Below are 25,673 nucleotides of genomic sequence, written 5' to 3'. Positions count from 1 at the left end.
ACAACGGGAAAGCAATGACAGTTCAAATTATTACCATTGATGGTCCAAGTGGGTCTGGCAAGGGCACGTTAGCAGCGAAACTGGCTGCACATTATCAGTTTCACTTATTGGATTCTGGTGCTTTATACCGCCTTTTGGGTTTGTCATTGCATCACCATGATTTGCTGGATTCGCTAGACACGAAATTGCCAGAATGCGTACAAATCGCAACAAATTTAGATATCCAGTTTGTCAGTACCGACACCGGGGTGCAGGTGTGGCTGGATGGTGAAGATGTGTCCCAAACTATTCGAACTGAACGGGTAGGAGAGTTTGCTTCAAAAGTTGCAGCAATTCCTGAGCTTAGAACAGCGATGGTTTCACGTCAGCATGCCTTTGCACAGGCGCCTGGTCTGGTAGCAGACGGACGTGATATGGCGACAAGTATCTTCCCGAATGCTCAGGCAAAAATATATTTGACGGCCTCGGCTGAATCACGCGCGCAAAGACGTGTAAAGCAGTTGCAGGGCATGGGGCTGGATGTTAAAATAAGCGACATTTTAGCTAATATCATCGCTCGCGATAAACGAGATACGGAACGCGCTGTCGCTCCACTCAAGCCTGCGGATGATGCTTACATTATTGATAGTTCAGATTTGAATATCGATGAAGTATTCCAGCTGATGACCACTTATGTGGATCAGCAGTTAGCAAATTAACCCAATTTTATCAGCAAACGCATAGCTTGATCAGTTTTATATGGACTATGTAGATGCTTAATTAAACCGGCCTTGTCTGATCCAAGACCGCTGACTTTATCGGAAATATCATGACCGAATCTTTTGCAGCCCTCTTTGAAGCAAGCGAATTAAACCTCAACGTTGAAAAGGGTGCAGTTATCCAGGGCGTTGTAGTAAGCATTGACTCTGATTGGGTAACTGTTGACACTGGCCTTAAATCTGAAGGCGTTGTTGACCGTGCTGAGTTCTTAAATGAACAGCGCGAACTTGAAGTTCAAGTTGGCGACACTGTAGACGTAGTTGTTGAAGCACTTGACAACGGTATGGGTCAAACAGTTCTTTCTCGCGAAAAAGCTAAACGCGCAGAAACTTGGACTAAACTTGAAAAAATCTTTGAAGACGGCGAAATCGTTACTGGTGTTATCTCTGGTAAAGTTAAAGGTGGTTTCACTGTTGACATCGGTCCAGTACGTGCGTTCCTTCCAGGTTCTTTAGTTGATACTCGTCCTATTCGTGATACTACTCACCTAGAAGGCAAAGAGTTAGAATTCAAAGTAATCAAACTTGACGCTAAACGTAACAACGTTGTTGTTTCACGTCGTGCTGTTATGGAAGCTGAATCTTCAGCTGACCGTGAAGCTCTTCTTGCTCAGCTTGAAGAAGGTCAAACAGTTACTGGTACGATCAAAAATCTTACTGACTACGGCGCATTCGTTGACCTTGGCGGTATTGATGGTCTTCTTCATATCACTGACATGGCTTGGAAACGCATCAAGCACCCTTCAGAAGTTGTTGAAGTGGGTCAAGAAGTTACTGTTAAAGTACTTAAATTCGACCGCGAACGTAACCGTGTTTCTCTAGGTCTTAAACAACTTGGCGAAGATCCATGGTTAGCGATCATGAACCGTTACCCTAAAGGTTCAATCGTTAAAGCGCGCGTAACTAACCTGACTGATTACGGTTGTTTCGCTGAAATCGCTGAAGGCGTTGAAGGTTTAGTACACGTTTCAGAAATGGATCACACGAACAAAAACATCCACCCATCTAAAGTTGTTCAGATTGGTGACGAAGTTGATGTTATGGTTCTTGAAGTTGATGAAGAACGTCGTCGTATTTCTCTTGGTATCAAACAAACTCGTGCTAACCCGTGGGAAGAGTTTGCTAAAGACCACGACAAAGGCGAAAAAGTTTCTGGTACGATCAAATCTATCACTGACTTCGGTATCTTCATCGGTTTACCAGGCGGTATCGACGGTCTAGTTCACTTGTCTGATATTTCTTGGAACGAACAAGGCGAAGAAGCGATTCGTCGTTATAAGAAAGGCGACACTGTTGAAGCGGTTATCCTTTCTGTAGACGCTGAAGGCAACCGTATCAGCCTTGGCATCAAGCAAATGAACAACGATCCGTTCAATGACTTCCTTGCTGCTAACGAACGCGGTGCGTTGGTTAAAGGTACTGTAACTGCAGTTGATGCTAAAGGCGCGACTGTTAAGTTAGCTGACGAAGTTGAAGCGACTCTGAAAGCATCTGAAATCAACCGCGACCGCGTTGAAGATGCAACTAAGTTCCTTGAAGTTGGTCAAGAAGTTGAAGCGAAGATCATCAACGTAGATCGTAAATCTCGCGCAATCAACTTGTCTATCAAAGCGAAAGACGAAGCTGAAGAGAAAGAAGCAGTTGCTAACTTGAAAACAGCTCCTGCTGGTCAAGACAATGGTCCTAAGACGATTGGTGACCTGATCAAAGCTCAAATGGGCAACTAAGTAAGCGTTTGAATTGTATTGTTAATGTAAGTTAACTAATACTTTTTATACAAATACTGTAAACGGTAGCGTAGTATTTAATTATTGCGCTACCGTTTTGTATTTAAACAGGTTATTATCGGGAAATAGATCCCAAGTAGCTTGATAATTAAAGAGGTCGCAGATGACTACTGAAGCACTTAATAAGTCTGACTTAATAGAGCGTATTGCGTTAAAAAATCCGCATTTGGCTGAGCCTTTAGTGGAAGAAGCAGTTAAAATTATGATTGATCAAATGATAGAAGCATTATCAACTGACAATCGTATCGAGATTCGTGGATTTGGTAGTTTTGCATTGCATCACCGTGAACCGCGCGTAGGTCGTAACCCTAAAACTGGTAAATCAGTAGAAGTGGCTGCAAAAGCAGTTCCGCACTTTAAACCAGGCAAGGCACTTCGTGACGCTGTGAACGAGTCTGCACAAAAATAATTGTAAATATTTTGCGGGGTGTTCATGCGTTACGTTCTGGTCATTCTTTTATTGGTACTGTTTGGTTATTCATTAGCTTTAGTTTTGCAAAACGGTACTGAATTGTCAGTGGACTTGTTATTTACTCAAGTTCCCGCAATGCGCCTGGGATTATTACTTCTCCTCACATTATCTTTAGGTGTCGTTTTGGGCCTGTTATTGGGCGTTCAGATCTTCCGGGTTTTTCAGACGAATTGGGAAATTAAACGACTGCGTAAAGACATTGAACATCTACGTAAGGAACAGTTGAATACAGCCAAGTTAATGGCTGCTGAAGCAGCAGCCCATACCCGGCATGAAAAAACTGTATTAGATATTACCAATGAAAATCAAAGCCCATTATAATGGGCTTATTTTTTGCCTATATGAAGGGGTAATCTCTTGAGTATCATCGTCGCACTAGATGCCAAAAGCCAATTTGATGCCTTAGCCATTGCAGAACAGTTAGATCCTGCCTTGTGTCGACTTAAAGTTGGTAAAGAGTTATTTACCCATGAAGGTCCAATTATTGTCAAAGCACTTCAAGATAAAGGCTTTGATGTATTTCTGGATCTGAAATTTCATGATATTCCAAATACAACAGCACAGGCAGTATGCGCGGCAGCAGATTTGGGTGTGTGGATGGTCAATGTGCATGCCTCAGGTGGCCGCAAGATGATGGAAACCTGTGTAGAGCGTTTGCAAGCGGGTAATTATAAAACTCAGTTGATTGCAGTGACTGTATTGACGTCAATGGGCCGTGAAGACTTGAAAGATATTGGTCTGGATATTGAGCCAAATGAGCATGTAAAACGTCTGGCACAACTGACAAAAGACAGTGGTCTAGATGGGGTGGTTTGCTCAGCTCAAGAAGCGAAAATGTTACGTGAAACGATTGGAAAAGACTTTGCATTAGTGACACCCGGCATTCGTCCAGAAGGGTCGAATGCAGATGACCAGAAACGTATTGTGACACCGAAACAGGCAATGCTAGATGGCTCAACACATCTGGTAATTGGTCGCCCGATTACCCAGTCTAAAAATATGCGTCAGACTTTGAAAGATATTTTGGCAACGCTTTAATACGGTTTGAATGACAAAAAGCCTTTCAGTCGAAAGGCTTTTTTTATATATTGAAAAAATGGTTATAAAATAAAAAGGAAAAATGATGACTTCATCTGAACCACAATTAGAAAAAGTACAGAATGACGTGATTCAAAATATTCAACAGGCAGAACAGCTTAAGCAACAAGAATAGCAACAACAGCAGGCAAGCTCAGCAGATCGGACAGCGGGGATCGATGTGGTCAGTTTGGCATCTGATGCCATCAGTCTTGCTTCGGATGTTATTGAAACAGTAGGCGATGCCTTAAGTGATATTGATTTAAGTTTTTAGTCAGCCCTCTCGGCCTACTTGCTTGTGCTTCGTTTTAAAATTCTGCTTTTAAACTGAATCAGGGAGGAGAGTTCCTCTTTATAAAAGAGGAATTTAGTGAGATTGAGAAAGTGATAAAGTAATTAAATCGCTGCCAGTACACTCACCATGACTGGTGCTAACAGTGACAAAATAAAACCACTGACCATGGCATGTGGAATAAAATCATGCCCACAGGCCTGTTTAACCATCGGTAGAGTCACATCCATCGCAGTTGCACCCGCTGCGGAAATGGCGGATCTTGGGTATCTCCAGCCCATACAATACATGAGTAAGATGGCAAAAATTTCTCTAAACAGGTCATTCATTAGCGCGATACTGCCGAGTTCTGCATTTCTGAGTTCTGTTACGACAACACCTGACATTGAGTAAAATCCATAGCCTTGTGACAGCATGATCAAATCTTTTAGACTGATGTCTGTATTCCAGAATGAATAAAGCATGACTGCAAATAATGAACCAAAAATACAACCAATCGGAACTAAGAGAATTTTAAAATTTAACCAGGAACGATCTAAAGGTGAATAAGCCAGATCCAGGCCAATCATGAACATAAATACCAGCAACAAATGCCAGGTGCTGATTTGCACGGATAGATCAAACAGATTCAAGCCCGCATGTAAACAATATCCACCTGCGAGAGCTAAAAAAGTATAGCTCATATTCAGCAAGGATTTAAGTACCAGGTCGACGGAGACTCGGCCTGAACTCGGAAGAAAACCTGCCCATTTAAATAGTAGGTAACAAAATGCAAAAGCGCCGAGTGAGGTTAGAAAGGCAATACTAATTGACGTACTCAAAATCTGGAGAGGATGCTGTAATTCATCTACCAGTTGTGAAAATTCAAAGGCAATTGCAATCAATAAAACATAGCTAAAATAGGGCAATAGCTTGAAACAGATTTTAATAATCGAAATCGGAATTCGTTTTGCCATGGCAAAACCGAGTGCTAGACAGAATAGAAGCTGAAAGATAAGCCAAAGCGATTGCATAAGTTTAATGGATTGAAAAAATTACCTATAAATTATGCCACCGCTTGATGTCAGATGGTAAAAAGCTTTTAGGCGACTTTATTCAATAATCGATAATCTGCGGCATTTGGCTTTTTTGTTTTGAGCCAGTATTTCCAGGTATAAGTTGGCCATAAGGCAAAGTTCTTGCCGCCTTCCTGCTGATACCAGCTGACGCAGCCAGATTGCCACACAGTCTTTTCAAACATATGTTGCACCTGCTGATTAAATGCATCCTGTGCCTGGTCTTTGACCATGATGGCATCACTTTGGGATTGATCGACCAGTTGCATCAATTGCAAAATATATTCAACTTGTGCCTCAATCATAAAAATGACAGAGTTGTGTGCCAATAGGGTATTTGGCCCCGGTAACTGAAACAGGTTTGGAAAGTCTTTCACGCAAATTCCATAATAGCTTTCAGCACCTTGTTTCCACATTTCATTCAGTTCTACGCCATCAAGCCCGGTACATTGAAAATTCTTCATATAGATACGTGGATCGGTAATGAATCCGGTGCCATAAATCAGACAGTCAATCGGCCGCTCTTTTCTATCTTGTGTAATGATACTGTGTTCAGTCAGTTCCTGAATCTTCTCGGTCACCAGTTCCACATTAATGAATAGTTCTGCCAGTTTTTGGGTGAATTTCATAATGCCCGGTTTGACAATCGGTACCACACGCGATTCATTTGACCAATACAGGCGGGCACGGTGTAGCTTTCTAAACCAGTCATATTTTTTAAAGAGTTTCTTTTCAAGATTCGGGTAGGCACGTTCATCCCGAGGAATGACCCAAGCCGCAGTACGTTGCATGACATACAGTTGTTTGCATTTCGGGGCAATTTCCGGAATATATTGAATGGCGCTGCCACCTGTTCCAATCGATGCGACATTTTTGCCAGTCGGGTCATAAGTGTGATCCCATTGCGCAGAATGAAAGACTTTGCCTTGGAATTTCTCAATACCGAGAATATCTGGGATTTGCGGAATATGTAAAGGTCCGGAAGCGAATATAACAAACTGGGCTTCAAGGATACTTTGATCCTGTAGCTGTAATTGCCATAGACAGCGTTCTGCCTGGTAATGTGCTGCCAGTACTTCGGTATTTAAACGGCAAAAAGCACGCAGGTTATAATCGGTCACCAGATCCTGAATATAAGAAAATATCTCGGGTGCTTCCGCATAACGTTTGGACCAATTGCTTTTCGGTGCAAATGACAAGGAATATAAATGTGATTGCACATCACAGGCTGCTCCAGGGTACTGATTGTCCCGCCAGGTTCCGCCAAAATCGTTACCTTTTTCAAGAATAATAAAATCATAAATACCATGCTGTTGTAAACGTATTGCCATGGCAATCCCTCCGCAACTAGCTCCAATAATGGCAACTTTAGTATGGGGATGGGAACGTGTAGTGGTGGCATAATCTAGCATCAGTAAATTCCTTACTTATTTTAATGTTGGATATTTATCGTAATTTGCTCCTTGATGATTAGATAGAAAATTGATCTAAACGGCAATAGCCGACACATTATTTTTATAGTACAACTAGAATAATCACATTGTATTTGTATGGTTATGAAACGTTCTGTTCTCAGTCTGATGTATTTGATTCAAGGAATGCGCAAGGCTGGCATGGAGGTCGATCAGAAACTGCAAAACATTGGGCTGCGTGTAGATGCCTTTGATCCAAGCTCGGTCATTCACCCTAGTCTGGAACATGATGTGCTTAAGGTGGTGGGACAGGAAATCCAACCTGAACAGGGATTATTGATTGGCCAGCATTATGCTTTGGCAGGTTATGGTCCCTTACTCATGTTGCTGGTGACCAGTCCTACAGTACGCGATGCACTGAATCAGGTGATCCGTTTTCAGCAGTTGACGCATTTGACCGGTCAGTTGGCCTTGCAGCAAAGCGAGCATCATAGCGCGCTGTGTTATCGAGCAAAGCAGCAGGATGATCATTTGGGTATGCTGCTGGCACAGGCAGAGATTTCCGGAACGTTTAAGTTTATCCGGGAAATCTACAAATTGATGGGCTTATCCAAACCTGATTTGCGGATCGAGTTGCCATTTGCCTATCCAGAAGATCTGAATACCTTAAAGGTCTATCATGATTATTATGGAACACAGGTACAGTTTGATGCATCTCGGGCAGCATTCTGGTTTGATGAAGCAGTGTTGGATATTAAAATTCCTTCTGCAGATGCGGTCACTTTTGCTGTCTATGAAGCCAAATGTCTGGCTGAACTGGAGCGTTTGCAACAGGATGAGCAGACGCCGACTGTGGTGCAGCGTGTGCAGGATTATCTGGAAATCCAAAGCGGCCTGATGCCGAGCATGGCTGAAACGGCACAGGCGTTGAATATTCCGGAACGAACCTTGCGGCATCAGTTACAGCAGTGTGATACCAGTTATAAGCAGATTCGCGAAGAAATTATTAAAGATAAGGCTTTGCGACTGATTGAATATAAACAGTATTCGATTGAAATGATTGCAGAATTATTAGGCTATTCCGAGCCGGCCGCTTTTAACCATGCCTTTAAACGCTGGTTTGGGCAAAGTCCTCGGCAATATATAAAATAGCCTAAGTTAGTTTATGCCAAAGTGTTATAGCGTGTTGATTAAACTCCGCTATAATTAAATTGATCCCAAATAGTACGAAATTCTATGTCCGATTTTAATTCACAGCACAGCACCGCTTTTAGTCCGATTTCTCCTGCAGAACGTTATGCACAAGCGATCTCTTCGGGACAGTTTATGCCTGATGAAGCACAGGCAATGGCAGTACATGAACTGAATCGTGTCTGGCTGGAATTGATTCAGCGTTTTAAGGCATCGAAAAAAGCATTTCGCCGCTTTCGCCGTCAGACATCTCCGAAAGGGGTGTACATGTGGGGTGGTGTGGGGCGTGGAAAAACTTGGTTAATGGATCAGTTTTACGATTCGATTCCGTTTCGCCGTAAAACCCGGATGCATTTTCACCATTTTATGCAGCATGTGCATCGTGAGTTAAACAAATTATCCGGACAGCGTAATCCGCTAGATATCGTGGCGGATCGAATTTATAAAGAAGCGGTCATCATCTGTTTTGATGAATTTTTTGTGTCTAACGTGACGGATGCAATGATCCTGAGCGATCTGTTCCAGAAGCTGTTTGAACGTGGTATCACCTTGGTCGCTACTTCGAATATCGCACCGGACGGTTTATATAAGAACGGCATTCACCGTGACCGTTTTATGCCTACCATCGAACTGGTCAAGAAAAACTGTGTGGTCTTAAATGTTGATGCCGGAGTCGATTACCGTCTACGGGTTCTAAAACAGGCACAATTGTTTAAATTCCCGTTAACGCATGATCATAAAAACTGGATTGCTCAACGTTTTAGCGCTTTGACCCAGACTCAGACCTGTTCTGAAGAGCCGATTATTATCAACAACCGTATTGTTGAAACCGTGTCACATACTGAAGATGTATTGTGGTGTGAATTTTCTGAACTGTGTTTAAAGCCACGCAGTCCGGCTGATTTTATTGAAATCGCCAATATTTATAATACGGTTTTGGTGAGTAATGTGCCACACCTGACCGATTTCCTGAATGATGGAACGCGCCGTTTTATTTATCTGGTCGATGAATTTTATGACCGTGGCGTCAAGTTACTCTTAACCTCAGAAGATAATATCGTGGATATTTACCAGGGTGAAAAACTGGCCTTTGAAATTGAACGGACCCGTTCCCGTTTGCTGGAAATGCAGTCGGATGAATACCTGAATTCTGAACATCGCCAGATTGAGAAAATCGCCTCCGTGAACGGAGACTAAGAATAAAAGCGCTGGTCATTTACCAGCGCTTTTTTTATAAAAATAGGGACTTAAATTATCGACAAGCCTGATTAAACATGGCTTAATCTTGGTCTAAATGTGATCGTGTATAACTAGAATGCATAATTTTTACTCGAAAATCTGAACTTAAGTCTAATTTCTACATTTCGAAAACTTTATACACTGTCATTAGGGTATTTAGCAGAATGATATCTATTTGTAACTGAGAAAGATCAAATATGTTTATGAGGGTATTCATATTAGAAAAAATGCTCAGTATTTAGCAATGTGATAATACTATTCAGCTAGATTTTAATCGGTATACTAGAATCTCTTGTATAAAAAGTAGCAATATCAGGAAAGACAATGACTGCACGTATTCAAAAAGGCAAGTTAGCGATTGCTAAAGAACTTTACGATTTCATCGAAAATGAAGCACTACCAGGTTCTGGTTTAGACAGCGAAACATACTGGAAAAACTTTGAACAAGTCGTTGTTGATCTTAGCCCTAAAAATAAAGCACTTTTGGCTAAGCGTGATGACATTCAGGCGAAAATTGATGAATGGCACCGCAATAACACATTTGAATTACAAGCTTACAAAGCTTTCTTGACTGAAATTGGCTACTTGTTACCAGAAGTAGAAGATTTTCAAATCAGCACTGAAAATGTAGATGAAGAAATTGCAATACTGGCAGGTCCACAGTTGGTGGTACCAGTACGTAATGCACGTTACTGCTTGAACGCTGCAAACGCACGTTGGGGTTCTTTGTACGATGCACTTTATGGCTTCGATGTCATCTCTGAAGAAGATGGCGCGGAAAAAGGCAAAGGCTATAACCCGAAACGTGGTGAAAAAGTTGTCGCATTTGCAAAGAGTTTCCTCGACGAAACTTTCCCATTGGCACAAGGTTCGCATGCAGATGCAACTCAATACGCAGTTGAAGCTAATGCACTGGTTGTTACCCTAAAAGACGGTTCAAAAACAACTGTGGCAGATGCAGCTAAATTCGTTGGCTACAATGGCGAAGCTTCAGCACCGACTGAAATCGTATTTAAAAATAATGGCCTGCACGCTATTGTGCAAATTGATGCCAGCAGCCCGATTGGCCAAACTGATGCCGCTGGTGTAAAAGATGTAGTTCTTGAAGCTGCGGTTACGACCATTCAGGACTTGGAAGACTCGATTGCAGCTGTTGATGCTGAAGAGAAAGTAGAAGGCTACCGTAACTGGTTAGGCCTGATGAAAGGTACTTTAGAAGAGTCTATTGAGAAAAACGGTAAAACTGTTACCCGTAAACTGAATGAAGACCGTACTTTCAAAAATGTAGAAGGTGGTGAAACTAAAGTTCACGGCCGTTCATTGATGTTGCTGCGTAATGTTGGTCATTTAATGACAAACCCTGCGATTCTGGTAGATGGCGCAGAAATCTATGAAGGCATCATGGATGCATTGGTTACGCCATTGTTGTCTTTTGCAGACATCAAAGGTGAAAACACGATCAAGAACTCGCGTCAAGGTTCAATGTATATCGTTAAGCCGAAAATGCATGGTCCTGAAGAAGTGGCATTTGCCGTTGAATTGTTTGAACGTGCAGAACAGGCACTTGGCTTATCTGCAAAAACTTTAAAAATCGGGATTATGGATGAAGAACGCCGTACTTCTGTGAACTTGAAGAACTGTATTGCACAAGCCAAAGATCGTACGATCTTCATCAATACAGGTTTCATGGACCGTACCGGCGATGAAATCCATACCTTTATGGAAGCTGGTCCATTCGTTCGTAAAGGCGAAGTAAAAGGCCAAATCTGGTTCCCGGCTTATGAAAACCGTAACGTGATGATTGGTCTGCAAGCAGGTTTACGTGGTAAAGCACAAATCGGTAAAGGCATGTGGCCAAAGCCAGACATGCTGCTTGACATGTACAAAACCAAAACTGAACATCCTGAAGCGGGTGCGAGCTGTGCATGGGTTCCATCACCTACAGGTGCGGTGATTCACGCGATTCACTATCACCAGATTAATGTTGCAGACCGTCAGCAAGAATTATTGTCGACTCAGCCTTTATCTCTAGATGATTTGTTGACACCACCATTGGCGAAAGACACTAACTGGTCTGAAGAAGAAAAAACCAAAGAACTCGAAAATAACTGTCAAGGTATTTTAGGTTATGTAGTTCGCTGGGTAGATTTGGGTGTAGGTTGTTCTAAAGTTCCAGACATCAATGATGTCGGTTTAATGGAAGACCGTGCGACTTTACGTATTTCTTCACAACATGTTGCGAACTGGTTGCGTCACGGTATCGTAAGTCGTGAACAGGTAGAAGAAGTCATGCAACGTATGGCGAAAATTGTGGATGAGCAAAATGCCAATGATCCACTGTATACACCAATGTCTGCTGACTTTGCCAACAATATTGCATTCCAGGCAGCATCTGACCTGATCTTTAAAGGTGGTGAGCAGCCATCAGGTTATACCGAGCCGCTTCTACATGCAGCGCGTTTAAAGTTAAAAGGTTATACAGGTGATTAATCCTGTCTAGCTTAAAAAAGCCTCTTCGGAGGCTTTTTTATTGTCTAATGGTAAGCCGCTGTCGTTCTGACTAGAAATTTTCCAGCCGAACTTTTAAAGTGGGGCAAAGCATGCGAGGAAACAATAAAATGACAACGGTATATCAAAATTTAGACCAGCAGTTTATTCATGGTCAGTGGCAAGCCGGTACTTCAACCAGAACAATAAAAAATATCAACCCCTATACCCAGAGCGAAATTTTTAGTATGCCAGCTGCCAGTTCTGTCGATGTCGACAGTGCTTATACCGCAGCAGAGCAGGCTTTCCAGCAGGGGGGCTTGAAATCCATTGAAGTACGTAAAACAGTGCTGCAAAATTTAATCGCGATCATTCAGCAGCGTCGGGACGAAATCATTGACTGGCTCATTATTGAATCAGGCAGTACGCGCATTAAAGCCGGCGTTGAGGTGGATGCTGCTCTGGGCATCATTCAGGAAAGTCTGGCTTTTCCAGACTGGATCCAAACAGAACAGCTGGAAAGTAAGGATCCGGCACGTAAAAGTATGGTTTTGCGCAAGCCCTTAGGCGTGATTGCTGTCATTAGTCCATGGAACTTTCCATTTCATTTATCCTTACGTTCAGTGGCAACTGCAATTGCCTGTGGTAATACCGTTGTGCTGAAGCCAGCCAGTGATACACCAGTGACTGGCGGCACCTTAATCGGTAAATTATTTGAAGAGGCAGGTTTGCCTGCAGGTGCACTGAATATTGTTGCCGGTGCTGGCAGTGAAATCGGGGATTATTTTGTTGAGCATTCAGTGCCGAAAATGATTTCATTTACCGGTTCGACTGAAGTGGGGAAAAGTGTAGGCAGTAAAGCCTTGGCCAGTTCCCGAATCAAGCGTCTGGCACTCGAACTGGGTGGCAATGCACCTTTGGTCATTCTGGATGATGCCGATCTTGATCTTGCGGTTGAACTAACGCTGATGGGGCGTTTTATGCATCAGGGACAAATTTGCATGAGTACTAACCGGGTCATTGTTGATACCTCTATTCATGATGCTTACGTAGATAAGCTTCTGGATCGGATCAAAATGATTCCGGTGGGTGATCCAAATCTGGAAGATACCGTGATCGGTCCGATCATTAACCAGAGTCAGGTTGAAAAGCATCAACAGATCATTCAAACAGGCAGTGAGCAGAGCGCGCAACTGGTGTATGAAGGAGGAATTGAAGGGAATCTGGTCTATCCACATATTTTTATTGATGTCGCGGAAGATTCCGATCTGGCGCAGCAGGAAAGCTTCGGTCCAATTTTACCTATCTTAAAAGCCCGGGATGAAGCACATGCTTTAAATCTGGCCAATGCGACCGAGTTTGGTTTATCCAGCGCAGTATGTACTTCAAACATCGAGCGAGGCACTGCTTTTGCCGCACAACTGGATATTGGTATGACGCATATTAATGGTATTAGTGTTGCAGATCAGTCAAATGCACCCTTTGGCGGCGAGAAAAATTCAGGATTGGGTCGTTTTAATGGCCGCTGGATTTTTGAGGAATTTACCCGGACACATTGGCTGACTGTCCCGAATTCATAACAGTCAACGCGCCTAAAACTATAGAAATACGACAGGCTTCGACTTGGCATCACGGTATAATCTGATGGTCGAATGATTTACATATATGAACCATGTGCGCCAATTTTAAGCCTTTAACCTTAGAGCAGTTGCATAATCTGGGATTGCCAGAAATTCCTTTTGAATATCCAGAGGAGGTCTATCCCAATTATGCTACACCGCTTTTATTTCATTCAGCTCAAGGACTGGAATGGCGTTCTGTGAATTTTGGACTCATTCCGAAATGGGCAGAAGACAAAACTATAGGCACCAAGACCTATAACGCCAGAAATGAAACCTTACTGCAAAAGCCCACTTTTGCTGAGGCCACTGCCAAATGTCATTTTGGCGTCATTCCGGTATCGGAATTTTATGAGTCCAAATATTTTGACAATAAACCGCAGCGTTGGGGTGTAAGACGTAAAGATGGTCAGGCGACTTTTATTGCAGCTGTGTATGAGATTGCTCGGGTACAAGGGGAAATTGTACGCTCTGCCAGTATGATTACCATGGATGCAATTGACCATCCCATGATGAAGGAGTTTCATGAGCCGGGTAATATCAAACGCTCGGTTATTGTGATTCCACAGCAGCGACTGCAAGAATGGCTAACGCTAAGGCATCCGGATATTCGTAGCTTTGTAGAGGGCTTTCCGGTAGAAGATTTTGAATGCTCACATGTACCAAAAGAAAAAATCAAAAAAGTCAGTCCACAACTGAACTTTTTTGATTTTTAGAAAGCTCTGGCGAATTATTTATTATTATAAAGTATGCGCCAATTCGCCAGCGTCTATTTAAAATAAAAAGTAGGTCTTTAACGAGCTAAATTTTTGAAAATATGACGTAAACTTTCCATGGTTTTTTCAATTTGCAAAGGCGTCAGGCCTTCAAATGACTGTTCCAGTACGACATTGGTCAGATCATTGATCTTATGTGTCATTTGCATGCCTTTGTCAGTCAAAAATACTCGGGTAATCCGTGCGTCATCCTCACATGAATAGGTTTCAACCAGACCTTCGTCTTTTAAGCGGTAGACAATTTTAGTCGTGGTCGACATTTTAGAAACAACCATCTCTGACAAATCAGAAACACTGGCATGCGGTTTGGCTTTTAGTGCAAGAAGGATGCGGCGGCGGGAATTGTCAACACCATACTTTTTTAGTGCATGATCGACATTAACGACGTATTGAGCATGAACCTGAGTTACCCAATAATATGGAAAGTTTTCTAAATTAAATTCTTCCGTACACGGCAAAAATTTTGCATATTTCTTAGTCATGAAATGTTCCTTGTATTTATTTTTCTAGGGCCCGTTCATTTTATGAAAAAGTTTATGCATATTTCAACCTTTATTTTAAAAATGTTAAAGCGCTAACACTTTTTAGTTTTGCTTAACATCCCAAGGAGTTGATCAGTTCTGCATGTGAGCCTTATCTGGCGCGAAGATTGTTCTTTAAAATCGGATGAAAGGCGATAATATTTTGTATAAATTTAATTCCTCATTATGTATTTCGTGAGTAGAAATGTTTTCCAAGACTTTTTATTGTTCTTAAGCAGCCTGTCTGAATAGGTTTTAATGCAAATAATTGTATTTCAATAAATTAATCGATTTAAGAAATATAGGGTGATTGAGTGGTTTTAGTCAATATAGTAAATGATTATTTACAGCTATATTTTTAAGTGATTGTTCTTTCAATAAAAAAATAGTTTATGCTCTAATCTTTAAGTGACCTTAAAAGTAATGGTCTAATCAAACTAAATTCTGTTTATTTTTAATTCAATTCGAATAAATGATGTAGAAAAAATTAAAATTAATCAGTTTCAGCATCAATCAGTTGATCATAAAAGTCTCAATAAAATCATGATCATGTAATTTTTTTGTAAATTAATACATTACAAAATACTCAGTTTATGCATAATGGAATAGTCTTAAGTTGCATAGGTTAAATTTTAATGGATCCCTCGCCGTGCGTTGATCTTCCATCTCTATTTCTAGCTTACTCGAACGGGGTCATTCTCTAATGGAATTTTTATTAGATCCCGGAATCTGGGTAGGTTTAATTACTCTTATTATTCTTGAAATTGTTTTAGGTATTGATAACCTAGTCTTCATTGCCATTCTGGCTGAAAAACTTCCTCCTGAACAACGCGATAAAGCACGTGTTATTGGTTTGTCTCTCGCATTATTCATGCGTCTAGGCCTGTTATTTGCCATTGCCTGGTTGGTCACTTTGACACAACCATTGATTACTGTGTTTGACTGGACCTTCTCCGGTCGGGACCTGATCTTGTTATTTGGTGGCTTGTTCCTGGTGTATAAGGCCGTTACTGAGCTGCATGAAAAGATTGAAGGTAAACCTGAAGTCACAGTGTCTACCAATGTGGTATATGCAAGTTTCACTGCTGTTGTTGCACAGATTGTTGTTTTAGATGCTGTTTTCTCTTTAGATTCAGTGATTACCGCCATTGGTATGGTCGACAATATTTATGTCATGATGGCTGCCATGATTGTCGCAATGGGCGTGATGCTACTGGCATCGAAACCATTGACCAACTTTGTGAATCGCCATCCAACCGTGGTGATTCTGTGTTTAAGCTTCCTACTTTTGATTGGTATCAGCCTGATTGCAGAAGGTTTTGGTTTCCATATTCCAAAAGGCTATATCTATTCAGGTATTGGTGTTGCGATCATAATCGAAGCATTCAACCAGTTCGGTCAGCGTAATGCTGCTAAACATGAATCCAAGATTCCTTTGCGTCATCGTACGGCTGACTCGATCCTGAAGTTAATGGGTGGCAAGCTAGAGACGACCGACAGTCAAAATAATCAGGCACAAGAAACCTTTGCAGATGAAGAACGCTATATGATTGGTGGGGTGCTTACCCTTGCAGAGCGTTCAGTCGCTTCGATCATGACGCCGCGCGGTCAGATTTCATGGGTTGATCTGGAAGATAGCCCAGAACAGATCCGTGAAAAAATTCTGTCTGTTCCACACAGTCTGTTCCCGGTATGTCGCGGTAGCCTAGATAAGGTGATTAGCGTAGTACGTGCCAAAGAATTATTGGATGTACTGGAAGAGCCGGAAGAATTAAAAGCACTGATTAAACGTCATCGCCCAATTTATATCTTTGAAAAGATGAAAGTTATTGACGCGATTAATACCTTGCGTACTTCTAAAGGTTCTTTGGTCTTGGTGAGTGACGAGTTTGGTAATGTACAGGGTCTGATTTCACCGCTAGATGTATTTGAAGCAATTGCTGGTGAATTCCCGGATGCAGACGAACAGCTAGATCTAGTTAAAATCGATGATACGCACTGGATTGCATCGGGCATGTTAGATCTTTATCAGCTTGAGCTTGAGCTTGGCATGATTGATCTGATTGATGAAGATGCCGGTTATATCAGTGTGGCGGGTTTGATTCTGGATAAAACCAACAGTACGGTTGAAGTGGGCACCGAGTTAAATTATCAAGGTGTGCAGTTCAAAGTCACTGAAATTGAAAGCAATCGTATCAAGTCGGTCAGCATTCATTACGTAGGTTAAACAGGTGTTTTAAACACGTTATTTGTTCAAATTCTAAAAGTCAGTTGCTTTAGTGGCAGCTGGCTTTTTTAATGCATGTCTGTTGAATGTGGCTCATTAAAATAATATGAGCCTTCGTTTAAACTGATTTTTATCAGTTTATTCATACTATTAGTCATGTTCCCGATTGAGCTGAATATCCGGATATTGCAGTGAGATTTTGAAGCCGAAAAAGTCAAGTCAGCAATCAAAAATAAGCATGATCAGGCTTTAAATATTGATTTATGTAACCTGTTAATCAAAACTTAAAAGTCATATTTAAATACTGACAAAAAATTGAACTACAATTCACATGAACTAGATTTGCGTGATGCAAACAGATCTTAAGTAAAATGGAAACCGTTTGTGTGGAAATCACTAGATAAGTTGTATAAAGCCTACTCAGTTCAGAATAAAACTACTCAAAAATGATCTCCGAAAGAGCTAGGCAGAACATTTCTAATGAGGTCAATAAAGCAAATGAGTAGGATCAATCTAAATAGGGATGTTTATCTATTAAAGAGAATAAACACCCATGAAGTGACCCGTAAACTAAATGGATTCTGGCAGAATTTTAAAGTTGGCGTATTGTCGGATTGTTTCAGTATTGAGTTGATGGATTTCATCCAGAAAGGCGACATTAAAACAGCCTAACTGTTGCGCACGTTCAAATGCCAATTGACCGGCAATTGCAAAATGTACATGCGCAGTCAATGCAGCAAGGACGGGAGACGTTACTGCACTATATGCAGCAATCAGTGCACCGAGCGCACATCCCATCGCCGTGATTCGGGGCTGTAAAGCAGAACCGCCTGACACCTGTATCACAGGGTAGTCTCTAGAAATAATGTAATCGGATTCACCGGAGATCGCGATACATTCACAATAATCCAGCAAAGTTTGCGCCTGTAAATAAACATCTGCGCTGTCTACCGTGCTGTCTACACCCTTGGACTCAATCTGTTTACCGGCCAAGGCACCAATTTCAGAAGCATTGCCTCGTAAAATCGTAGGTTGGGAATGCATCAACTGATCTACGATGCCAGAACGCCAGTGCAGAACTGTTCCATAACCGACCGGATCAAGCACCCACGGTTTTTGCAATTGATGTGCAGTTTTCGCAGCAATCTGCATCGCCTGAACTTGCTCGGTGGTTGGTGTACCCAGATTCAGACTGATCGCTGCTGCAATCTTGGCAAAACTTTCAGCTTCAAACGGATTGTCGATCATGGCCGGAGAAGCATGCGCAGCCAGTACAATATTGGCGACATAGTTGCTGGCCACCGTATTGGTCATGATATGCACCAGGGGCTGCTGTTGCTGAAGTTTCAACCAGGCCTCACAGATCTGATCCAGAAGCGTTTGCTGTAGTGCTTGCGTAGAAGTCGTCATAATGGTCATTTAGAATAAGAGAAAGATTCGTTGTATTCGGTCAGCGGGTAAAATAATGGTCTTGATGCTTGCAGCTACGACAGAACAGGCTGACATAGTCACTGGCATCATAATCCACCGACAGTTCCTGTGAGCCGCAATGCATACAACGTTTTTGGGAATAGAATTTCAGGCGAGGTTCGATCTTGTGCCACGAACGCCACACCGGCTGAAAGAAGATATTTTCATCATAGCCCAAAAACCGATAAAACAGGATTTCGCTCATCTTGCTGAATGCCAGTTGCGGTGGACGCGGCAGGGTAGAGGTTTCCCATTTTTCTGTAACTGAACGTTCGCGGTACTGCTGCAAGGTTTTTTTCAGCAGATTGGTATTAATAAAGTTTTCATTGCGGGGCTTGAGGGCTTTTTGTTTATATAGATATTCCAGCCCGGTCTGCACCAGATAATAAATCTGACCCACAGCCAGTACATCCAAAAGACGATAGCAAAAGGTCTGAAAGCTCTGATTTCCGGCAATTTGCACATTCCAGCTACGGCAATAGAATTGGGCAAACTGAATGATTTCTTCATATAGCAGGCAATAGAGTGCATCTTTGACTTCATCTGCACTTTTAAAGGGCACACCTTGGCTCAGGTTTTGATAAAACCAGTTGCGCAGCTGCTGGGTGATACTGAACAGGGTCGGTTCAGAATAACCATCCAGTCGCACATTAATATAATAATGCTGATTTTCCTGCTGGAGATCTTTGGGAATCAGAACCTGATCCCGGATCAGGCTTTTTACCAGACCATGTTGGAACAGATAGTTGGGACTGATGGAATAATATCGAATTTGATGCCAGTCAATATATTCACGGTGTTGGCTATATTCCTGCACCTGTTCATCCAGAATCGCAAGTAAAAACAGTTTATTGATAAAACTGAGCTGATTCAGCTCAAGAACCGGCCGATCCTGCTTTTTATGATATTGACGGTTTTCCTGTAAACGGACTTCCTTGAGCATGCGTTTACGCTGCGCCAGACATTGTTCGCAATAACAATTGTGCTTTTGATCGGAGTAAAGCTGATGCTGGCAATGGCTGCATTCATGATAGCTCAGCTCCTGATCATATTGTTCTGCCTCAATCCAATACATCGATGCCTTACACAATGGGCAGTGAGTACTTTCATCAAGCTGTTTTTGCAGAACACTGAATACCATGGTCGCGAGCAACTCTAGAATGGAAGGGCATTTGATTATACACGGCTGATGAGATGCAAACGTAGTGGACTGGTGCAATTTTTCTAAATCAAAATTAGTCACCCAAACAAGAGAAGAGCTACCGAAGTAGCTCTGATTTTAAAAACATGAAATGACGTTTTTTAAACCGGGCAGGGTAATGTGTCGTCCTCCTCGCCGCGGTGTTTGGCATGAATTAAGGCCTGAACCTTTTTAGAGGGCACTTTTTTGGCACCGAGTGCATCGTAGGTGTTGAGAATGGCAGTCACTTCATGGGCCTGAAGCGGAATGCCTTCACAGCTCATCAACAGGGCAATCACTTTATGGTCAATATTGGCCTGATCCAGGGTCTGCAAAGTTTTGATATTTTCGATCCGTACAACATGCTGTTTTAAATACATGGCTCACCTCATCATCGTTATCATTATTCTTTCATTGGAAGTGTGGAAAAACACAGTTTAACTGTAGCAAGAAGTATGCTCATTTATTAATCAGAATTTATTCGGTACTCAGCAAATAAAATTATATATTTTTAAATCAGTTATTTATGAAAATGTCAGAAATTATGATCCTGACTATTTTTATGGCACAGATATTTCTTATGTAGAGTCGAGTGCTGCTCAATTAGGCAGAATGCATTGAAAGTGGTGCATGAAATGCCCATATTAGATCTAACAATACAAATGCACAGACAGCGTTTAAAACTTGGCGTATGATTTTGACATGAACAATGTCGAACACGATAAAAGATTAGGACAGGACATGAATATTGCGGCAAACCCGGTGATCGAAGCGGATCAAACCATTTATTTAAAAGACTATCAAAAACCTTCCTTTATTGTTGATTCCATCGACCTGAATATTCAAGTCTATAGTGACCACAGTCTGGTCAGCAGCAAGCTGGAGATGCAGCGCCAAACTGCTGGCGATCTGGTTCTGCTTGGCCGCGATCTAGAGCTGCAATCGATTAAGTTAAATGGTCAAACCCTGAATGCCAGTGACTACCACTTGGATGCTGAACAGCTGGTCATTGCCAATGCACCTGATCAAGTGTTGCTTGAAATTGTGGTTAAAATCCACCCTGAAAGTAATACGATGCTGGAAGGTTTATATCAGGCCAGTTCAGATCTGTTTGTGACCCAAAATGAACCAGAAGGGTTCCGTAAAATTACTTTCTATCCAGACCGTCCAGATGTGTTGTCGGTCTTTACGACGCGTGTCGAAGCAGATAAGAAATATCCGGTTTTGCTTGCAAATGGTAACCTGCTGGAAACAGGTGAAGTCGATGCCAATCGTCATTATGCCATCTGGCAGGATCCGACCAAGAAACCGAGCTATTTGTTCGCCTGTGTCATTGGTGATTTGGCAGTGATGAAAGATTCTTATGTCACATCGGAAGGCCGCAATGTAGCTCTGGAAATCTATGCAGAAGAAAAAGATATTCCAAAATGCAAAATCGCCATGGAAGCGCTCAAACATTCCATGCGCTGGGATGAGGAGCATTATGGTCTGCCTTATGATCTGGATAACTACATGATCGTGGCGACCAGTGCATTCAACATGGGTGCCATGGAAAATAAAGGTCTGAATATCTTCAATACTTCATGCGTGCTGGCCGATGAAGAGTACACCACTGATGCCGCAATCATGCGAGTGCAGTCAGTCATTGCACATGAATATTTCCATAACTGGACTGGTAACCGGATTACCTGTCGTGACTGGTTCCAGTTATGTTTGAAAGAAGGCTTGACTGTATTCCGTGACCAGTCTTTCTCGGAAGATTTACAGTCGGCTGCGGTACAACGTATTGATGATGTAGCAGTTCTCAAAGCGCATCAGTTCCCGGAAGATTCAGGGCCGCTGTCGCATCCACCGCGTCCGGATCATTTTGTAGAAATTAACAACTTCTATACTGCCACTGTTTATGAAAAAGGTGCGGAAATTAACCGCATGATGGCGACCTTGCTTGGCAAGGAAAAATTCCGTCAGGGAACCGATGAATATTTCCGCCGTCATGATGGTCAGGCGGTAACAGTTGAGGATTGGGTGGCCGCGCTTACAGCAGGTTCAGGTGTGGATCTTTCAAACTTCCTGACCTGGTACAACCAGCCAGGTACGCCTAAATTGCAAGTAAAAGCTGAGTACGATGTTGAGACCCAAATCTATCGTCTTCACTTCAAGCAAAGCCTGAAACCGCATGCCAAATACCCGAATCTGAAAGCAGTTCCAATTCCAGTGGCTTTGGCATTGTTTGATGCTGAAAGCGGTGAGCAGCTAACGCTGAACTCTGAGGCACTCTTTGAAAATGGCGTCAAAGATGGCGTGTATCTGTTTGATCAGGATGAAGCCACGATCGAATTTAGCGGTGTGACAGCAAAACCGGTGGTGTCCTTGCTGCGTAATTTCTCTGCACCGGTGAATCTGGACTTTGACTATTCAGAAAAAGAACTGGCTTTCCTGTTGCAATACGAGACCAATGGTTTTAACCAGTGGCAAGCAACTCAGACCTTACTCGAGCGTATCTTGCTGGATGACCAGCCTGCAGAAATTTATATCGAGGCTATGCTCAATACCTTGCCGGATGTGATTGAGAAAGATCCGCTGTTGGCATCACGTCTGTTTGATGTACCGTCGGAAGGTTATTTAGGTAGCCGTATTGATCAGGATTATAATCCGGTCATGATTCAGGAAAAGCGTGAGGCTTTGCTGCATACCTTGGCACGTGCTTTTGGAGAAACAGCGAAAGAAACTTATCTTAGTCTGGATCCTGATCTGCAATCTGAATTCTCACAAGCGATGGGTGTGCGTGCTTTAAGAAATATTATACTGACGATGATTGCTCGTCAGGGAGACGCATCTGCCTTTGATTTAGCCTATGAGCAATATCACACGGGGAATATGTCTGAACGTTTGGGTGCGCTGAAAATCTTGGTCTGGAATGATGCACCACAAGCAGAAGAAGCTTTGGCAGATTTCTATAGCCGCTTTGAAGATGAAGCCTTGTCTTTAGACCAATGGTTTATGGTTCAGGCAGCACATCCAAAAGCGACGGATGCAACGATTGCGTATCTGACCCAGCATCCGGATTATGATCTGGCTGTGCCTAACCGTATCCGTGCAGTGAGCGGGGGGCTGAATGCTAATCCGGTCAATACCTGGAGCTTTGGCGTGCAGCATTTTATTGGACTGGCAAAATATCTGGACGAGAAAAATCCGATTGTAGGCTCACGTTTGCTACAGGTATTGTCACGCTGGTATACCTTGGCAGAACCGCAACGCAGTGAAGTGAAAGCACAGCTTGAAACCTTAAAGCCACTGGTTAAATCTAAAAATGTGTCTGAGACACTCAATAGTATGCTCAGCGTATAACATCAATATTCATAAAAAACCGGATCGACCTGATCCGGTTTTTTATTTCCTGTTTATTTCAAACGCTGGCTTTAAATACAGTTGAATTTCTCTAAAGGCTTAGGTAAGTACTAAAGGGTGTTACAGTATGATTATACGGAAAAGAGTATTTGTTTATTAAGCTGTAAGCTAGGTAAAGGGATCTACAGATTCGCTTACTAGAGGTTGTCCAAGATATGTTAGTGAAAATTGAAGATGGTTTTTATTTAAATAGCCAGCATATTATTGCCGTACATGTCAGCAAGAATCCTGAAAATGGCTTACTTGAAATCTCCATTCAATATACGCCGCATTCCATTCAGCAGGTCGGAGAATACAAAAAAGTATTTCAAAGCCAGCTTGATGCTGAAATTTTCTTAAGTGAGTTAAATCAAAAACTTCGCTAAAAGCCTGCATCATACAGGCTTTGATCAAGCATCTTATTGTCTGACGATGAGTACTGGAATAGAGGAAAGTGCCAGAACATTTTGAGCGACACTGCCCAGCATAAGTTTTTGCAGACCTTTACGACCATGTGAACCCATAATGATCATATCGGTCGGGGATTCATTTGCAGCCTGCATAATGCCTTCTGACGGTGCTATGCCATGCAGGATTTTTGTCGTCACCTGGATGCCATCACGAACAAAGTTCAGTTTCAGTTCATTTAAACGATCAAGTGCATTTTGTTCTGCATGCATAAAGTAATCTGTGACTGCTGGAGCAACTTTGTAAAAATCTACGCCCTTAAAGGGATCCACCGCAATCACACTGAGTAAAGTGACATGGCTATGAAATACTTTGGCCAGTTCCAGGGCATGATCTGCGGCAGCATAGGAAATCGAGGACTCATCGAGTGCTACGAGAAGATGATCATAGTTATTCATGGTGCTTCCTCATATTTATTATTGCAGTAAAGGGGGAGTGTGGTTTAAGCGAGTAAATCTCCACAGCATGTTTTGTTAGACTTCCAAATGTAAAAGTAGCAAGTACTGCGCATCTTGAAGATGCGCAGCATCAGGATTATTTTTTCACGATCAGTACGGGAATTTCACTCGCACCCAATACATCTTGTGCAAAGCTGCCCAGAATCATTTTCTGGAAGCCTTTACGGCCATGAGAACCCATGACGATCAGGTCGGCTTTCACCTCATCCGCGGTTTCAGCAATATGTTCTGCATTGACTAAACCTGTGACAATGCGGGATTGCGCTTCAATACCTTCACCGGCTGCGATGGCAGTGGCTTCTTTCAAGGCCTTTTTGGCATTGGCATGTGCCTCGATAAAATATTCCTTCATGATAGAGGAGCTGTAATAGAAATCAGCCTCGGTAAAAGGATCTTCTGCGATCAGGCTGATCAGGGAAAGCTGACTACCAAATGCCTTGGCAATTTTGGCAGCATGTCGTACTGCAGAAAAGGAAATTTCTGAACCGTCCACTGGGACTAAAATATGTTGATAGGCCATGGCTTTTCTCCGCAGGTTGTCTGATTTTTAGGCTTGGTTTATTGATAGCACAGTGCTGTGGCGGGTGCAATTGCAAAAAAGCGGTAAAATTGAAAAAACTCATTAAATTACAAATATTTTTCATGTAAAAGTGATGAAAAAAACAGAGTAAAAAACTCGGAATTGCAGTTTTAGTGATCAAAAATAAGAGGATGAATAGTCCTTGTTTGCAGCAGGATAGTTTAAACTGTCGTAGCCTGTTTTTAGATCATGTATAGGGGACAGTTTTGAGGTTTTTTGCCATTCATCTTTTGCTCATAAGTTCAGTTATTCTTTCCGGCTGTCAGACCGCACAGAACAGTAAAGTCATTGCCGGTGCTTTTAACCTGACCACAGGCTTGCAGCAAAAAGTGATGGATCGTTATGCACCTAGTGCGGTTATCGTGCAGCAGAATATTGCCTATGCGCCGCAACAGAAATTATCTCTGGATCTGTATCAGCCGCAGAATATTGCCAGTATTGGCCCACGACCGACCATTGTCTGGATTCATGGCGGCGGCTGGATTTCAGGTTCTAAAGAACATGCACGGGGTTATTTCAAGCTGCTGGCGGCACAGGGCTATAACGTGGTATCCGTGCAATATCAGTTTGCGCCACAAGTGACCTATCCAAGCCAGTTACACCAGATCAATCAGGCACTTGAATTTCTCGATACCTATGCAGACACCTACCAAATCGATGCCCAGAACTTATATCTGGCCGGAGATTCTGCCGGGGCGAATATGGCCAGCCATTACGCCGCGCTTTTGACCAATCCTGTATTTGCCGACCAATCCGGTATTCAGCCTCATCTGCAACCTACGCAGCTTAAAGGTTTAATCTTGCATTGTGGAATTTATGACTTGGAAGCATTTGCCAGCACAGCACCTGAAGAAATGAAAATTATCGAATGGGGTGTCTTTAACCTGATTCAGGCTTATACCGGCGAGCGTAAACATGATGCCGAGTTTTTAAAGCAGATCTCTCCGATTCAGTATATTACGCCGTCTTATCCACCTGTCCTGATCAGTGGTGGGAATAAGGATTTTCTGACCGATACTCAGTCACTACCATTTGTAAAAGCTTTGAAGGAACAGCAGGTTCCTGTGACTGAAATATTTTATCCAGAGTCTAAAGCCTGGCTCATTCATGAATATCAGTTTTTTATGGGCAAAAAGGAAAGTCAGCAAACCTTTGTCAAAACCCTGGATTTTTTACATCAGCTTTCACCTTGAAGAGAAAATTGTGAAAAATAAATC

Annotated in this window: 22 protein-coding genes; 14 read left to right on the top strand and 8 right to left on the bottom strand. The window is 42.3% G+C overall.

What is annotated here, in order from left to right:
- The first annotated feature begins 14 nt into the window (after window positions 1-14).
- The 5 genes from cmk (at window position 15) to pyrF (ending at window position 4,055) form a co-directional block, all read left to right on the top strand.
- Window positions 15-698, top strand: a complete 684-nt coding sequence (gene cmk / locus F894_RS09690) for a (d)CMP kinase (protein WP_004278855.1) — start codon at window positions 15-17, stop codon at window positions 696-698.
- Between the two features lie 110 nt (window positions 699-808).
- Window positions 809-2,485, top strand: coding sequence for a 30S ribosomal protein S1 (gene rpsA, locus F894_RS09685; RefSeq protein WP_004278854.1), 1,677 nt, complete (start codon window positions 809-811; stop codon window positions 2,483-2,485).
- A 163-nt stretch (window positions 2,486-2,648) separates the two neighbouring features.
- Window positions 2,649-2,954, top strand: coding sequence for an integration host factor subunit beta (locus tag F894_RS09680; RefSeq protein ID WP_004278853.1), 306 nt, complete (start codon window positions 2,649-2,651; stop codon window positions 2,952-2,954).
- 24 nt (window positions 2,955-2,978) lie between these two features.
- Window positions 2,979-3,338 (top strand): lipopolysaccharide assembly protein LapA domain-containing protein, encoded by a 360-nt coding sequence (locus tag F894_RS09675; protein WP_004278852.1) that lies wholly within the window; start codon window positions 2,979-2,981, stop codon window positions 3,336-3,338.
- Window positions 3,339-3,374: 36 nt separating this feature from the next.
- Window positions 3,375-4,055 (top strand): orotidine-5'-phosphate decarboxylase, encoded by a 681-nt coding sequence (pyrF, locus tag F894_RS09670; protein ID WP_004645455.1) that lies wholly within the window; start codon window positions 3,375-3,377, stop codon window positions 4,053-4,055.
- Between the two features lie 435 nt (window positions 4,056-4,490).
- Here the strand turns inward: pyrF and F894_RS09665 are convergent, their stop codons facing one another.
- Both F894_RS09665 and F894_RS09660 read right to left on the bottom strand, forming a co-directional pair.
- A complete protein-coding gene (locus F894_RS09665) occupies window positions 4,491-5,399 on the bottom strand; it encodes a LysO family transporter (RefSeq protein ID WP_005247313.1) in 909 nt (302 codons plus the stop codon).
- 68 nt (window positions 5,400-5,467) lie between these two features.
- Complete coding sequence (locus F894_RS09660; protein ID WP_005247312.1) at window positions 5,468-6,853, bottom strand: flavin-containing monooxygenase; 1,386 nt, start codon at window positions 6,851-6,853, stop codon at window positions 5,468-5,470.
- 144 nt (window positions 6,854-6,997) lie between these two features.
- Here F894_RS09660 and F894_RS09655 point away from each other — a divergent pair, with 144 nt between their 5' ends.
- From F894_RS09655 to F894_RS09635, 5 genes are all read left to right on the top strand, one after another.
- Window positions 6,998-8,005: a helix-turn-helix domain-containing protein gene (locus tag F894_RS09655; protein ID WP_005247310.1), complete on the top strand. Its 1,008-nt coding sequence runs from the start codon at window positions 6,998-7,000 to the stop codon at window positions 8,003-8,005.
- A gap of 84 nt (window positions 8,006-8,089) precedes the next feature.
- Window positions 8,090-9,241 (top strand): cell division protein ZapE, encoded by a 1,152-nt coding sequence (zapE, locus tag F894_RS09650; protein ID WP_005247309.1) that lies wholly within the window; start codon window positions 8,090-8,092, stop codon window positions 9,239-9,241.
- A gap of 366 nt (window positions 9,242-9,607) precedes the next feature.
- Complete coding sequence (locus tag F894_RS09645; protein ID WP_005247308.1) at window positions 9,608-11,773, top strand: malate synthase G; 2,166 nt, start codon at window positions 9,608-9,610, stop codon at window positions 11,771-11,773.
- 128 nt (window positions 11,774-11,901) lie between these two features.
- Window positions 11,902-13,350, top strand: coding sequence for an aldehyde dehydrogenase family protein (locus F894_RS09640; protein ID WP_005247307.1), 1,449 nt, complete (start codon window positions 11,902-11,904; stop codon window positions 13,348-13,350).
- A 92-nt stretch (window positions 13,351-13,442) separates the two neighbouring features.
- Entirely contained in the window at window positions 13,443-14,105 is a 663-nt protein-coding gene (locus tag F894_RS09635) for an SOS response-associated peptidase family protein (protein WP_005247305.1), read from the top strand.
- Between the two features lie 77 nt (window positions 14,106-14,182).
- On the opposite strand, the gene F894_RS09630 is transcribed toward F894_RS09635, so the two are convergent.
- Complete coding sequence (locus F894_RS09630) at window positions 14,183-14,647, bottom strand: MarR family winged helix-turn-helix transcriptional regulator (RefSeq protein WP_004278843.1); 465 nt, start codon at window positions 14,645-14,647, stop codon at window positions 14,183-14,185.
- Between the two features lie 742 nt (window positions 14,648-15,389).
- Between F894_RS09630 and F894_RS09625 the strand changes: the two genes are divergently transcribed.
- Window positions 15,390-16,913: a TerC family protein gene (locus F894_RS09625; protein WP_005247303.1), complete on the top strand. Its 1,524-nt coding sequence runs from the start codon at window positions 15,390-15,392 to the stop codon at window positions 16,911-16,913.
- 570 nt (window positions 16,914-17,483) lie between these two features.
- Here F894_RS09625 and thiM read toward each other — a convergent pair.
- From thiM to F894_RS09610, 3 genes are all read right to left on the bottom strand, one after another.
- A complete protein-coding gene (gene thiM, locus F894_RS09620; RefSeq protein ID WP_005247302.1) occupies window positions 17,484-18,332 on the bottom strand; it encodes a hydroxyethylthiazole kinase in 849 nt (282 codons plus the stop codon).
- A 31-nt stretch (window positions 18,333-18,363) separates the two neighbouring features.
- Window positions 18,364-19,524 carry a hypothetical protein gene (locus tag F894_RS09615; RefSeq protein ID WP_005106588.1) on the bottom strand — a complete coding sequence of 387 codons (1,161 nt, stop codon included), beginning with the start codon at window positions 19,522-19,524 and terminating at the stop codon, window positions 18,364-18,366.
- A gap of 161 nt (window positions 19,525-19,685) precedes the next feature.
- On the bottom strand, window positions 19,686-19,943 hold the full coding sequence (locus F894_RS09610; protein ID WP_004278839.1) for a hypothetical protein: 258 nt from the start codon (window positions 19,941-19,943) through the stop codon (window positions 19,686-19,688).
- A gap of 361 nt (window positions 19,944-20,304) precedes the next feature.
- On the opposite strand from F894_RS09610, the gene pepN reads away from it, so the two are divergent.
- Together pepN and F894_RS09600 are read left to right on the top strand one after the other, a co-directional pair.
- Entirely contained in the window at window positions 20,305-22,911 is a 2,607-nt protein-coding gene (gene pepN / locus F894_RS09605; protein WP_005247300.1) for an aminopeptidase N, read from the top strand.
- Window positions 22,912-23,126: 215 nt separating this feature from the next.
- On the top strand, window positions 23,127-23,336 hold the full coding sequence (locus F894_RS09600) for a hypothetical protein (RefSeq protein WP_004278836.1): 210 nt from the start codon (window positions 23,127-23,129) through the stop codon (window positions 23,334-23,336).
- Window positions 23,337-23,369: 33 nt separating this feature from the next.
- Here F894_RS09600 and F894_RS09595 read toward each other — a convergent pair whose 3' ends face one another.
- Together F894_RS09595 and F894_RS09590 are read right to left on the bottom strand one after the other, a co-directional pair.
- Window positions 23,370-23,816: a universal stress protein gene (locus F894_RS09595; RefSeq protein ID WP_005247299.1), complete on the bottom strand. Its 447-nt coding sequence runs from the start codon at window positions 23,814-23,816 to the stop codon at window positions 23,370-23,372.
- Between the two features lie 136 nt (window positions 23,817-23,952).
- Window positions 23,953-24,396: a universal stress protein gene (locus F894_RS09590; RefSeq protein ID WP_005247298.1), complete on the bottom strand. Its 444-nt coding sequence runs from the start codon at window positions 24,394-24,396 to the stop codon at window positions 23,953-23,955.
- A gap of 266 nt (window positions 24,397-24,662) precedes the next feature.
- Here F894_RS09590 and F894_RS09585 point away from each other — a divergent pair, with 266 nt between their 5' ends.
- A complete protein-coding gene (locus tag F894_RS09585; RefSeq protein ID WP_005247297.1) occupies window positions 24,663-25,649 on the top strand; it encodes an alpha/beta hydrolase in 987 nt (328 codons plus the stop codon).
- The last annotated feature ends 24 nt before the right edge of the window (window positions 25,650-25,673 follow it).

It is taken from the genome of Acinetobacter sp. CIP 51.11 (genome assembly GCF_000369665.1).
In the GTDB taxonomy this organism is placed as follows: Bacteria; Pseudomonadota; Gammaproteobacteria; order Pseudomonadales; family Moraxellaceae; genus Acinetobacter; species Acinetobacter lwoffii_S.
This window is presented reverse-complemented; position numbering and strand designations above follow the sequence as displayed.